Here is a 12347-nt window from a genome sequence, read left to right as displayed (position 1 = left end):
GCGGCCCGTCCCGGCGCGACTGCCGGGACGGGCCGTAGCTGTGTGCGCGGGATGGACAGCGCCGCAATGACGGACGATCAGATGGTGAAGCCACCGTCGACGTTGACCGTGGCTCCGGTGATGTAACGGCCGTCCGGGCCGGCCAGAAATGCCACGGCAGCCGCCACGTCGGCTGGTGCTGCGTAGTGACCGAGGGCGGTGAATCCGATGATGGCGTCGGCGTTCGGACCGTCGGCCGGGTTCAGCTCGGTGTCCGTGGGCCCCGGATTCACCAGGTTCACCGTGATGGCTCTCCCACCGAGTTCGCGTCCAAGTGCCTTGGTCAGGCCGGTCAACGCGGTCTTGCTCATCGCGTACAGCGAGAAGCCGGGAAAGACTGCTCGCTCGGCCACGTTGCTGCCGATGGTGATGATCCGCCCGCCGGCCGACATGTGGCGCGCTGCGGCCTGCGAGGCGACGAACGGCGCCCGGATGTTGACCGCGACGGTTTGCTCGAACTCTCTCAGGCTCAGTTCCTCGATCGGTCCGAGCAGGAAGGCGCCGGCGTTGTTCACCAGAATGTCCAACCGGCCCAGCTCACCGTGAGTCCGGTCGACCGCGGAGGCCACCGCGGCAGGATCGGCACTGTCTGCCTGGATGGCGAACGCCCGCCGTCCCGCTGCCTTGATCCGGTCCACCACGTCGTCAGCGCGTTGCTGGTTCCGCTGGAACGTGAGCGCCACATCGGCGCCTTCCTCGGCCAGGCGCAGCGCCACGGCAGCGCCGATGCCACGGCCGCCGCCGGTAACCAGCGCGACCTTGTCCTTGAGTGCGTTGTTCATGACGGGAAGCCTCGCCGATGCCATCTCGGCTGTCTGGCGGTGATCGGACGGCGCGTTGCACCGCCTGGTCGGCGCGGCATCCGCTTCCCATCACGATCCGCCCATCAGGTGTAACCGGGCGCCGGGGGGTGTGGCAGCGCCGTCGAGGCGGCGCGGCGCACTCCCGGCTGCCGCCTGGTTCTCAGAGATCGTTCGCTTCGTTGGCCGACGGGCCCACCTGGGCGTCGTCACTAGTGGCCGAACCGGCAAGGTCGGCGGGATCGGTGGTACCGCCAGGGTCGTCTTCCACGGTGAGGCTGCCTTTGCTCCCGGGCTCGGCAGACGACTTCTGCTGAGAGGAATCATCGTTGTTCTTGAGCTCGTGCGACTGCTCGGACATCAGAAAGCCTTTCGGATGAGTGATCAGGACGTTGCCGTTCAGGCCTCGTGGGGTGCTCCGGGAACACCGAGGACGTCGAGGAAGTCGCGGGCCCAGTAGTCGATGTCATAGGCACGGACCTGCTGCCGCATGTGGCGCATCCGCGCGGCGAGGTCCCGCGAGTCGGCGTTGAGGGCTTCGAGGATCCCGCGTTTGATGTCGTCGGTGTCATGGGCGTTGATCAGGAAAGCGTCATCGAGTTCGGCGGCGGCGCCGGTGAACTCGCTGAGCACCAGTGCGCCTTGCTCGTCGCGGCGTGCCGCGACGAATTCCTTGGCAACAAGGTTCATGCCGTCGCGCAGTGGGGTGACCAGCATGACGTCGGCGGCGAGATACAGGGCGACGAGTTCGGCGCGGCCGAAGGACTGGAACAGGTAGTGCACCGGGGCGCGGCCGACATCGCCGAATTCGCCGGTGGTACGGCCGACCGCGCGTTCGACGCGCTCGCGGAGCTGCTGGTATTGCGCGATCCGTTGCCGGCTCGGGGTGGCCACCTGCACCAGCACGACGTCGTCGTTGGAGATCTCTCCGTCGGTGAGCAGGTCATGGTAGGCCTCGAGGCGCTGCTCGATGCCTTTGGTGTAATCGAGGCGGTCGACGCCCAACAGCAGGCGCCGGTCTCCGCCGAGTTCGGTCCGTAGCTGCCGGGCACGCTGCTGCACCGCGGGATCGGCGGCGAGCTGATCCACCTCGGCGACGTCGATGGAGATCGGGAAGGCTCGCGCCACCACGGTACGTCCGTCGACCTCGACCCGGTCGTCCTTCGGTTCCAGTCCCAGCAGCAGCCGCGTCAGGCGGAGGAAGTTCTGCGCTGCCAGGGCGCCCTGGAAGCCGACCAGGTCGGCGCCGAGCAATCCCTTCAGCAGCTCCCGGCGGCGCGGTAGCTGCATGAACAGCTCGACCGGCGGGAAGGGGATGTGCAGAAAGAACCCGATACGTACGTCCGGTCGCAACTCGCGCAGCATCGCCGGTACCAGCAGCAGCTGATAGTCATGCACCCAGACCGTCGCGTCCGGCGCGGCCGCTTCCGCCGCGGCTCGGGCGAAGCGCCGGTTCACCGCCTCGTAGGCCTGTCGCCAGTCACGGCGATGGGTCGGCTGCTCGACCAGGTCGTGGAACAGCGGCCAGATGGTGGCGTTGGACTGACCTTCGTAGTACCGATCGACGTCCTCGGCGCTCAGGGGCACGGGCCACAACCGCATACCGTCGACGTCGAAGGGATCGGGCGCCTCTCCAGCGCTGCCCGGCCACCCGACCCAGGCACCGCCCATCTGACGTACCACCGGGTGCAAAGCGCTGACCAGCCCTCCCGGACTGCGCTCCCATCGGCGCTGCCCATCGCCGTCAGTCACCTCGTCGACCGGCAGCCGGTTGGCGACTACGACGAACTCATGCCCGCCACCTGCGTCTTCACCCATGGCTGCGGAGTACCTCCGGACCGGGGGATGAAACGTCGTCAGCCCTCTTTACCAACCCCGAGGGAGGTACGGCCGATGCGGCCGGCCGAGCCCGGACAGCGGCAGGTGAGTGCGGCGTCCTGATGCGAGGCGATGTCCCCGCGGTCGGGAAGTCCCGCCTTTTCGTCACGAGCAGCCCATTATGGCAACGTGAGCCCCGAAGAGAACACATACGTACGGGATATGAACGCCCGAGTGGACCCGATGCTCACCCTCGGGACAATCACCGTCGCCGGCCTGCGCGACATCCTGGCCGACATGCCCGACGAAGCTGTCGTTGTCGTCGCGAGGGACGGAGCCGGTGGAGACGACTGTTCTCCGCTGGCCGACGTGGAGGAAGCTTGGTATTTCCCGACTACCGGCGACTCCGCTCCGATCGGGCGGGACTCCGACGGCAATGTCCACGAGCCCGGCTCTCGTGACCTGTATGCCGTAGTTCTTCGGCCGGCCGATCGCCGCTGACGGTCGACCACACCCTGCGCTATCTCGCCTGTGGCGCGCCGTCCGCCGGGCCATCCCGCCGGCCCGCTGATTCGATCGCACCTCGCTGCCCGTACTGCTGTAGCGGACGTCGTCGTGGGGTGAGCCCGGTGCGGGCCGTTGTCGCCGTGGATGAGGTCGGCGTCCTGGCGCAACCGGCATAGCCGACTCGCTTCAGGACCCCAGAGTGCCAACAAACCACGAGCTGCGCACCCCGCTGATGAGCCTGCAATCCTGCGCCGACATGCTCCTCGACGAACCCGGCCTCCCCGACGACCAGCAGTTTCTGGTCCAGGTCATGCAACGCAACACCACCACCCTGCACCGCATCGTGGAAAAGCTTCTCTACGTCGCCGGTATGCGCGCCGGACACATCGACCTGCACCCACAACCATCCCCGCCGACGAACGTGACCGGCTGTTCGACATGTTCTTCCGCAGCGACACCGCCCGACACGGCGGCATCCCCGGCACCGGGCTCGGCCTCACCATCGCCCGCACCATCGTCGAACACCACGGCGGCACCATCACCGTCAGCGAGTCCGACGAAGCTGCTACCACCTTCACCATCCGGCTGCCCTCCCACCAGCCCGCACCACCCCGCACAGCCCCGTAACGGGAGGCGGGGACGGAGCCGGCGACTCAGCCGGCCTATCGGGGTGCACCAAATCGTCGGCCGGCGCGATGAGCAGCTCGGTGCCCGAGCGCGGCGAGGCGGGGCTGACCCATTCGGCCGGCTGCACCAAGCCGGCGGCTGCCCCATCCACGTGCCGGAGGCGGTCGCGGCCGGTGATCAACCCGAACGACGGTGCGCGGTGCGTATCGCGGGTCCTGCACCTTGCAGCCGTTAACGTGCTTGGAGAAATCTTCCTGAAACGGGTAGCTCATGCCACACCTTCGCGCCGCGGTGCTGGAGTCCGACGACCGGTTACAGGCGGTCGCGCGGGCGCGCCGGGCATTGCCGGGCAGGCCGTTGTCGTTGGACACGGTGGCGTGGATGGCGGCGCAGTTGCTGGACGCCCCGATGGCGGTGGTCGCCTTGGTGGGTGCTGATCAGGACGAATTCCTGGGTATGTTCGATCTGCCGGAGCCGTTCGGGACCGTTCGGCGGGCCTCGACGCAGCAGTCTCTGTGCGCCTATGTGGTGAGCGCCGACGCCGTCGTCACGGTGGATGATCTACTCGCCGACGCTGACCTGTGCGCCCATCCGGCTGTGGCACTGTGGGGTGTGCTGGCGTTCGCGGGGGCGCCGCTGCGGGACACGGCTGGGCGGGTTGTCGGAGCGGTGGCCGTGTTCGATACCCGGGCGCGGGCCTGGCCGCCGGCGCATCTGGCGACTCTGGCGAAGATGACCGCGATGCTGGGTCCGCTGTCCGACGACGGCAGCGGCTCGGGCGCGGCGATGGCCGCGCTCGGCAGCACCCACGCCGAGGTGCTGGCTCACACCGACGTCGACGCGCAGATCGATACGGTGGCCGATGCGCAGGTGCAACGCGGGTTCATCACCGCTCTGTTGGACAGCTTGCAGGTCGGTGTGGTCGCGTTGGGCAACGACGCGCGGCCGGTGCTGTTCAACCGGATGCTGCGTCACCTGTACGGGCTGGGCGGCGCCGTCTCCGCGGCTGAGGCCATGACCAACGTGTACGGGACTCTGCGCCACCCCGACGGCGCCCTGATGGCCGCCGACGAGCTGGTCGTCGCCCGGGCGCTGCAGGGCGAGACGGTTCGTGACGCCGAGGCGCTGCTGCACACCGCCGGCCTGCCGGACCGCTACCTGATCATCAACGGCCAGCCGATCCTGGATGCCGGAGGTGAGCAACTCGGAGCGGTGTCCACCGTGCTGGACGTCACGGAACGCCAGCGCAGTGAGCGGCTGCGCGACTGCGAGCTGCAGATCACCCGCCTACTGGTCACCGCCGACACCATCGGGCACGCCGCCACCCCCTTGGCCGAGGCTGTCGGTCAGGCACTGCGCTGGCCGTACGTGTCGCTGATGTTGGTCGACCCCGTCGCCGGCGTGCTGCGCCCCGTCGCGCAGTGGAACGCGCCCGGACTGCAGGTGCCCGACCTGCTCCCGCAACATACTCCCCGGGGCCGCGCCGAGGGCGGGGTGCCCGGGCACGTGTGGGCCACCGGTGAGCCGGTGTGGATCCCGGAGCTGACCAGTTCGCCGTACGCCGCCGCTCCGGCGGTACGCGCGTTCGTCGACGCCGCTGCTGCACGAGGCCTGCACACCAGTGCCGCCGTGCCGGTTCGCGACGGCGACCACGTCGTCGGCGTTTTGACGGCGTTGTCCGACAGCGTCGAACACGACCGGTTCCTGATCATCGGCATGCTCACCGGGATCGCCGAGCAGATCGGGCATTTCCTGGCCCGTCAGCGCAGTGTCGCTCTGCAGGCCCAACTGGTCCGCGCCAAGGACGACTTTCTGACCCTGGCCGGACATGAGATGCGTACCCCGCTGATGAGCATCACGAGCTACAGCAGTCTGCTGGCCGACGAGCCCGGCCTGTCCGACGACATCCGCCACATGCTGTCGGTGATCAACCGCAACACCGACGTCCTGCAGACCATCATCGACCAGCTGCTGGAACTGACCGGCTTGGAAACCGGCCACCACACGATGCACCCGCAGATCACCGACCTGAGCGCCGTGGCCATCGCCGCCGCGGCAGCGGCGGACCCGCCGCCCGGTATCCGGCTGCACACCGAGGTGCCCGCGACGCTCACTCTGGACGCCGACCCGCACCGGCTACGGCAGATCATCGACGAACTGCTGGCCAACGCCATCAAGTACAGTCCCGACGGCGGCGACATCCACCTTCGCGTGCACGAGCCGCACGGGGGCGTCGCGGAGCTCACCGTCACCGATCCCGGCCTTGGTATCCCCGCACACGAACGCGAGCAACTGTTCGGCCGGTTCGAACGGGGAACCGCCCGTCACAGCACCCTCAAAGGCGCGGGGCTCGGTCTTACCCTGGTGAAGGTTCTGGTCGAAGCCCATGGCGGCTCCATCACCATCGACCCCGACCACCAACCGGGCACCCGCATCGTCGTGCGGCTACCCGTACCCGCCGCCGCATCAGCGCCAACGGCCGGTGCAACAGCCATCCAGGATGGTCCGGATCCGCTGCCCGGCAGAGCCCCCGGCCACGGGTACGCCCGCCCCGTTGCGTGACCGGACACCGGCGACTGATTCAGGGACCGTTCATCCCCCGGCGCATTCCTTCGGGATCCGGGGGTATCCGTGGCGCATGACTCGGGCGAAGGTGGGCCTGTGCGGAGCCGGCATGGCGCTGACGTCCTACGCGCAACGCTTCGGAGTACTGGAGGTGCAGCAAACGTTCTACGAACCATCCCGCGAGGCGACGCTGCGGCGGTGGCGGGCCAGTCTTCCACCGGCGTTCGAGTTCACCATCAAGGCGTGGCAGTTGATCACGCACGAGGCGAGAAGCTCCACGTACCGGCGGCTGCGTACCCCTCTGAGCGCCGAGGAACGCACCGAGGTCGGCGGATTCCGGTGGACGCCCGTCGTCGCACGCGCCTGGGAGACCACGCTCGGCTGCGCGGCGATCCTGGAAGCAACGGCGATCCTGCTGCAGTGCCCGGCGAGCTTCCGGCCGACTGAACCCGCCATCGCGCGACTGCGTGAGTTCTGCACCAGAGCGCGCCGGCCGGCCGGTGTCCGGCTGTTGTGGGAGCCGCGCGGCCCGTGGCCGGATGAGGTTGTTCGCGGCTTGTGCGAGGAACTGGATCTGACCCACGCCGCCGACCCGTTCCTGCGCCGCAGCCTGACGCCGATGGCCTACTACCGGCTGCACGGCATCACCGGCGCCCGCCACGTGTACACGGATGCTGAGCTGGCACACCTCGCCGACATCATCGACGACGGCCCGGCGTACGTGATGTTCAACAACCTGCCCCGGGCCGCCGACGCCTGGCGGTTCAGCCAACTGGTCCGCCAGGACCCGGGCGCCGCCCGGCCCGCGCTGGTCGACGAGCGTCCCGACTGACCGGCACCCTTCCCGTGCAGCCGGCGCCGTGCAATTGCGCGGCGGCGTCCGGGATGTCCAGCTCAGACCGGTGTTGATCATGGCGAGGATTCCTTATGTATCGGCGTCCGGGCGCCGGCGTTCTCGGGCTCCCACCGCAGGAGATCACCGGGCTGGCAGTCCAGCGCCTCGCACAGGGCGGCCAGGGTCGTGAATCGGACAGCCTTGGCCCGCCCGTTCTTGAGGACGGCCAGGTTGGCCGGGGTGATGCCCACCTGATCCGCGAGTGCACCGACCGACATCTTCCTTCTGGCGAGCATCACGTCGATGTCGACGATGATCGGCATCAGATCACCTCGTTGAGCTCGGACTGCAGGTGTTTCGCCCGGGAGTCCAGCGCCACCGCCTGGGCGAGCAACGTCCGCATCACATAGACGACGAGCGCGACCCCGGCGATCACCAATGCCACCCCGCAGATCAGCCCCACCAGGCCGGGCGCGACCTCGTCCTCGGGCACGGCATGGTTGGCGAACCGGGCGACCACGGCAACGGAGAACGTCAGCACCGCGGCGGCGCCGATCGCTCCGATGATCAGGTCGACGAAGCGGAACGCCGCATGGGAGAACACCGTCCCGCGGCGCACCATCGTGAGTAACCGCCAGATGCACACGGCGATGATCTGCAAGGTCGCTACGCCGAGAGCACCGATGACCGCCAACGACACCCCGATTCCGGTCGGCTCGTTGTCGGGACCCCACCAGGGCAGCGCCACGATCACCGCCTGGACGACCACCGATCCGATCAGTGCGATCGCGATCAACGCACGCAGGGTGCGGATGACCCAACTGCTCATTGTCGATGCCTTTCTACCGTTTCTCGGCAGAAGGCTATCGTTTTTCGATAGTCAGCGCAACGCCCGGGCCCAACTTGGACGCCGATGAGCTAGCTACGCGGGCATTCAGACACGGAACTGTCCGGCCAGATCCTGGAGGTCGTGGGCCAGGTGCGCGAGTTGCTCAGCGGTCTGCCGGGATTGAGCGACTTCGTGCGCGGTTTCCTGGGCAGCGGTGGCCACACCGGTGATGTTGGCGGCGATCTCACCCGAGCCGGTAGCTGCTTCAACGACGTTGCGGCTCATCTCGGCGGTGGTGGCCGTCTGCTCCTCCACCGCGGCGGCGATCGTGGTGGAGTGCTCGTTGACCTCGCCGATGATCCCGGTGATCTGGTCGATCGCGGTGATCGCCGCGGTGGTGTCCTGCTGGATCGCCTGCACCTTGCCACCGATTTCATCGGTGGCCTGAGCAGTGGCCTGAGCCAGGTCTTTGACTTCCCCGGCGACCACGGCGAAACCCTTGCCCAGTTCCCCGGCCCGGGCGGCCTCGATCGTGGCGTTGAGCGCCAGCAGGTTGGTCTGTTCGGCGATCGACGTGATCAGCTGGACGACTTGGCCGATCTCGGCACTGGAACGGCCGAGCCGGCCGATGGTCTCGGTCGCCGACCGGGCACTGTCCACACCCCCGGCCGCAACTGCGGCAGCCCGGCTCGCACCGCTGGAGATCTCCCGGATCGCGGCGTTCATCTCCTCGGTGCCGGCAGCCACGGTCTGCACACTGCGCGACACCTCTTCGGCCGCCGCGGCGACCACGTCCGACTGGTTCGAGGCGGACCCGGCGGCGGCATCGATCCGGGTCGCGGTCTCCGCCATCTGCTGCGCGGCCCCGGCGAGGGTACGACTGTTCTCGCTGACCGTGATGAAGGCGCTGCGTACCACCTGCAAGGTGCCGTTGACCGCACGGCCCATCGAGCCCAACTCGTCACGGCTGTTGTCCGGTGCGCTGACGGTAAGGTCCTTGCCGGCGACCGCCTTCAGCGTGGCGACAGTGACCGCCAGCGGACCGGTGATACTGCGGGTGACCATCACCGCGACCAGCGCCGCCGCCAGGACGCAGACCAACCCGGCGACGAGCATCGACGTACGAGCCGTCGCCGCGGCTTCGTCCGCCGCAAGGCTCGCCGCCTGTGCCTGCGCGGTGGTGAGCTCGACGAGCTCGTCAATCGCCTGGATGATCTTCCCCATCCACTCCAGCGACTCCCCCGACACCAGACCGTTCGCCTCCGCGACACCGGCCCGGTTATTCGCCCGATAGCCGGCGATGATCCGCTCGTCCACGGCCATGAACTGCTCGAACGACTCCTTCGCGCTGGTCAGCGCACCGGTCTCGGCACCACTGAGCCCACGCGACTTTAGTCGGGCAAGGTCATCCCGGAACGCTGCGGTCGAGGCCAGGAACTCCTTGCGCTGCCCGACGGCGTCTTCAGTGGCGTTCTCGACACCACGCAAGGTGTCGAAGGCGTACCCGGTCTGCCAGCCGGCGAAATCGGCGGTACGGAACTTCGCCACCAGCGCGTCGCGGCGTTCCTCCGCGGCCACGGCCAGCTGTTCGGTGGCGTCCCGGGCGGCGCTCTGCCCCCACAGGCCGATCCCGATGGCCACGAGCAGACAGAGGCAGACAATGGTGAACGCCGCCGCGAGCCGGCTACCGATCTTCAGATTGCCGAGTGCGCGCATCAGAGACCTCCGCTGGACGCCGACACTGCCGACAAATCACCCTAAGCCCACCCGGACGAGGTTCTGGGCGGCTTCGACCAACCCTCGGCCACAGCAACCGGGGGCCGGCCCGCGGTGCGGGCTGCACCGGGCCGGGCGGCGCGACCGCCTGGATCAATGCCTGGGTGCTGTCGTCCCGTGCTCGAGTTCTCAGCCACCCGGCACGTCGCCGAACCTGTCACCTGTGCGGTCGCCCCCGCCTGCCGGAGAGCGGGCAACGGCGGACAAGCCGCACCGCGTCGGCGCGTAGGGTCAGGCGCCGCCGGGTACGACCTGCGGCATGGGTAAACGCGTCCGGGCCGGGACGACGCCGCCGACTGCTCAGCGCAGCGACGGGCGCGGGAATCCTGGCGATCAACTCAATGCCGGCTCCGCCCGCCACACCGACGAGCGCCGCCGCGGCGAACAACTGCCGGTTGATGGCCTGCTCCCGCGTCTCGTCGTGAATTCTGAAGCGCAGCGGCTCGTCGTACTCGGTGCTCACCAGCCGCCACCTGAGCATGTCGGTGTTGGTGGGAGGCAGAGACGACCACTGCAGGGCTGCAGACGTCGGCAGCAGGCCGAAGAGGAACCCACTGTTCGAGTCTTCGGGAATTCCGCCCTCCCGATTGAACTCAGGCGTGCGGATGCGCGGCATGTCACCGAAGATCGTGGAGCCGGACACCATCAACGGCCGCCCCGCGGGCTGTCCCACAATCGTCACCCCCCAGCCGTTGTCGTGCGGCCTCATAGTGAGGTGGACGATCTGTGACTCCCCGTTGTCCTCAAGGGTGTAGCTACCGCCGTAGACGTGGATTCCCAGGTCACTGACCATCCTGGCGTCGCCGTAAAGCCCCACTTCCATGGTGAAGGGCTCCGTCGACTCCTCGTCACGGGGGTGGAAGTCGTAAATGATTGTCCTGGTGCGGGCCAGATGGCTGATGTCGACAGTTCCCCAGCCGCTACCGTCCTCGACCTCCGGGGAGCCGGGGATCTGAACCGTGATGTCGACCGGGGCTGCGCCGTCGTCAGTGGCGAAAGCGACGGTCCCGGAGAAGGGATCGCTCGTGGGGCTCGGCGTCGCATCGTTGAACCAGACCAAAGCGAAATATCCGCAGACGGACGCGACCAACCCGAGCAGCACCACCTCCGTCAGCCACAGACGGCCGGCCGGCCTGGCTTGGCGGGCCGGGTCCAGAGAAGTAAGCACCGGCGCTCCCTAGTGGCCACGGCGTCGTAGTCCTGGATTTCACGATGACAGAGGGCGACAAACCGGCAGCGCGCTCGCGGAAACAGAGTCATCTGCTGTGCCGTCCCCGACCAGGTCCGCGTCGTCAAGCCGGTGAGGAACCTCCTCTTACCGCTGGTCAGGGCCTCACCCGAGCGGACGGAGAGAAACCGGACGTCAGAGATTTTGGCGTCCCCAACGGACCAGTCCGCCGAGGAGCGGCCCGGCCGCGAAGACATGCCAGTCACCGATCGTTGACCCACATTCAATTTGGTGCGCCGACCAGACGCCGGTGACCAGTGGGCTCCACTGGCTGGCGGTGGTCTCGTACCACTGAAACAGCGGGCTGCCGCTATTACCGCTGCCTCCGTCGGCGTGCGTCTCGGCCTCGTAGCTGGTCCAGATCTCGTCGTTGGGCAGCCGGCCGCTACTTGCCGAGTCGTACGAGAGCAGACTCACGTTGGTTTGCAGTTTCGGGCGGAACGGGGCCTTGTCATACCCGTATCCAATCGTCCACCACCAGTCCCCGAGCGACGGTTGAGTGACGAGCGCGCCGAGCCATCCGACCAGACTGCCGACCGGTTCGCGTACCTGCAGAATCGCCATGTCATGAGCCGGCACTATCGGGTCGACGCCGCCGGTGCGGAAGTAGATCGCCCTGCTGACCGAGGTGCTCAGGCCGCCGAACACGCTGACTCCGTCGTAGTAACCCGGGGTGACGGTGATGCGCCACTCGAAGCCTTGCTCGATGTGGAGGATCGGCACGATGTGACTGGCCGTGATGATGTGCCGCGGTCCCGCAGTGGAGCCGGTTCCCATCCAGACCGGCTGCCACATGTCCGCGGCTGTTTTCCGAACTTCGACGAGGAGGTGGCAGACGCACGACTCCGGGTATGTGATCGGTCGGACGACTATCCGGTCGTCGGTGCCGTAAATGTTGGCGCTGCTGTCGAGGAACTCGATCCGTCGGCCGTCTCGACGACGGTGATACCGCGGCTCCGTCAGGGGCGCAGCCGCAGGACGAAACCGCGCAGACAGCCATTCGGGCCGATAAGCGTCCACGTACTCATCGTCGATGGTGACGACTTCTGCTGAGGCATCGGCGGCGCCCAGTTCCACGATTTCCTCCACCGATGGTGGCCCGTGGACGGGGTCGTTGGTACGGGCGAATGATTGGCGAAGCTCAGCCAGGACCTCGCGGTCGATGTGGCGAGCGGCGGGGATGTCCACAGCATCCTGCAACTCGACGGACAGCACTCGACGTAATGCCATGACGACCTCCCATGTCGACTGACATCGTCGATTGGAGCACCGGTTGACGATCGAGTCCGGCGAGCGTCAGGTAACTGACCGAGCCAGCACTGA

Annotated in this window: 12 protein-coding genes and 1 pseudogene; 5 read left to right on the top strand and 8 right to left on the bottom strand. The window is 67.8% G+C overall.

Features of this window, described 5'->3' with window-relative positions:
* Window positions 1-77: 77 nt before the first annotated feature.
* The 3 genes from AC0NH5_RS10840 to AC0NH5_RS10830 all read right to left on the bottom strand — a co-directional run bounded on the left by AC0NH5_RS10840 (window position 78) and on the right by AC0NH5_RS10830 (window position 2657).
* Window positions 78-821, bottom strand: coding sequence for an SDR family NAD(P)-dependent oxidoreductase (locus AC0NH5_RS10840; protein WP_474402473.1), 744 nt, complete (start codon window positions 819-821; stop codon window positions 78-80).
* Between the two features lie 181 nt (window positions 822-1002).
* Window positions 1003-1200 carry a hypothetical protein gene (locus AC0NH5_RS10835; protein WP_474402472.1) on the bottom strand — a complete coding sequence of 66 codons (198 nt, stop codon included), beginning with the start codon at window positions 1198-1200 and terminating at the stop codon, window positions 1003-1005.
* 38 nt (window positions 1201-1238) lie between these two features.
* The gene (locus AC0NH5_RS10830) at window positions 1239-2657 is read right to left on the bottom strand and encodes an alpha,alpha-trehalose-phosphate synthase (UDP-forming) (RefSeq protein WP_474402471.1); all 1419 of its coding nucleotides are present in this window, start codon (window positions 2655-2657) and stop codon (window positions 1239-1241) included.
* 189 nt (window positions 2658-2846) lie between these two features.
* On the opposite strand from AC0NH5_RS10830, the gene AC0NH5_RS10825 reads away from it, so the two are divergent.
* From AC0NH5_RS10825 to AC0NH5_RS10805, 5 genes and pseudogenes are all read left to right on the top strand, one after another.
* Complete coding sequence (locus AC0NH5_RS10825; RefSeq protein ID WP_474402469.1) at window positions 2847-3158, top strand: hypothetical protein; 312 nt, start codon at window positions 2847-2849, stop codon at window positions 3156-3158.
* Window positions 3159-3396: 238 nt separating this feature from the next.
* Window positions 3397-3471, top strand: a pseudogene (locus AC0NH5_RS10820) (hypothetical protein); the annotation flags it as partial.
* A gap of 131 nt (window positions 3472-3602) precedes the next feature.
* On the top strand, window positions 3603-3791 hold the full coding sequence (locus AC0NH5_RS10815) for an ATP-binding protein (protein WP_474402468.1): 189 nt from the start codon (window positions 3603-3605) through the stop codon (window positions 3789-3791).
* 270 nt (window positions 3792-4061) lie between these two features.
* Window positions 4062-6353 carry a sensor histidine kinase gene (locus AC0NH5_RS10810; RefSeq protein WP_474402467.1) on the top strand — a complete coding sequence of 764 codons (2292 nt, stop codon included), beginning with the start codon at window positions 4062-4064 and terminating at the stop codon, window positions 6351-6353.
* Between the two features lie 76 nt (window positions 6354-6429).
* On the top strand, window positions 6430-7188 hold the full coding sequence (locus AC0NH5_RS10805) for a DUF72 domain-containing protein (RefSeq protein WP_474402466.1): 759 nt from the start codon (window positions 6430-6432) through the stop codon (window positions 7186-7188).
* A gap of 77 nt (window positions 7189-7265) precedes the next feature.
* Here the strand turns inward: AC0NH5_RS10805 and AC0NH5_RS10800 are convergent, their stop codons facing one another.
* The 5 genes from AC0NH5_RS10800 to AC0NH5_RS10780 form a co-directional block, all read right to left on the bottom strand.
* On the bottom strand, window positions 7266-7514 hold the full coding sequence (locus tag AC0NH5_RS10800) for a helix-turn-helix domain-containing protein (protein ID WP_474402465.1): 249 nt from the start codon (window positions 7512-7514) through the stop codon (window positions 7266-7268).
* Entirely contained in the window at window positions 7514-8020 is a 507-nt protein-coding gene (locus tag AC0NH5_RS10795) for a DUF2975 domain-containing protein (RefSeq protein ID WP_474402464.1), read from the bottom strand. The genes AC0NH5_RS10800 and AC0NH5_RS10795 overlap by 1 nt, the downstream gene beginning before the upstream one ends.
* 105 nt (window positions 8021-8125) lie before the next feature.
* Window positions 8126-9736: a methyl-accepting chemotaxis protein gene (locus AC0NH5_RS10790; protein WP_474402463.1), complete on the bottom strand. Its 1611-nt coding sequence runs from the start codon at window positions 9734-9736 to the stop codon at window positions 8126-8128.
* Between the two features lie 217 nt (window positions 9737-9953).
* Window positions 9954-10964, bottom strand: a complete 1011-nt coding sequence (locus AC0NH5_RS10785; RefSeq protein WP_474402462.1) for a hypothetical protein — start codon at window positions 10962-10964, stop codon at window positions 9954-9956.
* Window positions 10965-11159: 195 nt separating this feature from the next.
* Window positions 11160-12254, bottom strand: coding sequence for a trypsin-like serine peptidase (locus tag AC0NH5_RS10780; protein WP_474402461.1), 1095 nt, complete (start codon window positions 12252-12254; stop codon window positions 11160-11162).
* Window positions 12255-12347 lie beyond the last annotated feature (93 nt).

It is taken from the genome of Actinoplanes sp. 13, from assembly GCF_056134165.1.
The sequence above is the reverse complement of the archived record's forward strand: the minus strand, read 5'-3'. Positions and strand labels throughout refer to the sequence as shown.

Excerpts from the sequence above, each read along its gene's own strand:
- AC0NH5_RS10840 (WP_474402473.1), bottom strand. The coding sequence starts at position 821 with ATGAACAACGCACTCAAGGACAAGGTCGCGCTGGTTACCGGCGGCGGC.
- AC0NH5_RS10835 (WP_474402472.1), bottom strand. The coding sequence starts at position 1,200 with ATGTCCGAGCAGTCGCACGAGCTCAAGAACAACGATGATTCCTCTCAG.
- AC0NH5_RS10830 (WP_474402471.1), bottom strand. The coding sequence starts at position 2,657 with ATGGGTGAAGACGCAGGTGGCGGGCATGAGTTCGTCGTAGTCGCCAAC.
- AC0NH5_RS10815 (WP_474402468.1), top strand. The coding sequence starts at position 3,603 with ATGTTCTTCCGCAGCGACACCGCCCGACACGGCGGCATCCCCGGCACC.
- AC0NH5_RS10810 (WP_474402467.1), top strand. The coding sequence starts at position 4,062 with ATGCCACACCTTCGCGCCGCGGTGCTGGAGTCCGACGACCGGTTACAG.
- AC0NH5_RS10805 (WP_474402466.1), top strand. The coding sequence starts at position 6,430 with ATGACTCGGGCGAAGGTGGGCCTGTGCGGAGCCGGCATGGCGCTGACG.
- AC0NH5_RS10800 (WP_474402465.1), bottom strand. The coding sequence starts at position 7,514 with ATGCCGATCATCGTCGACATCGACGTGATGCTCGCCAGAAGGAAGATG.
- AC0NH5_RS10795 (WP_474402464.1), bottom strand. The coding sequence starts at position 8,020 with ATGAGCAGTTGGGTCATCCGCACCCTGCGTGCGTTGATCGCGATCGCA.
- AC0NH5_RS10790 (WP_474402463.1), bottom strand. The coding sequence starts at position 9,736 with ATGCGCGCACTCGGCAATCTGAAGATCGGTAGCCGGCTCGCGGCGGCG.
- AC0NH5_RS10780 (WP_474402461.1), bottom strand. The coding sequence starts at position 12,254 with ATGGCATTACGTCGAGTGCTGTCCGTCGAGTTGCAGGATGCTGTGGAC.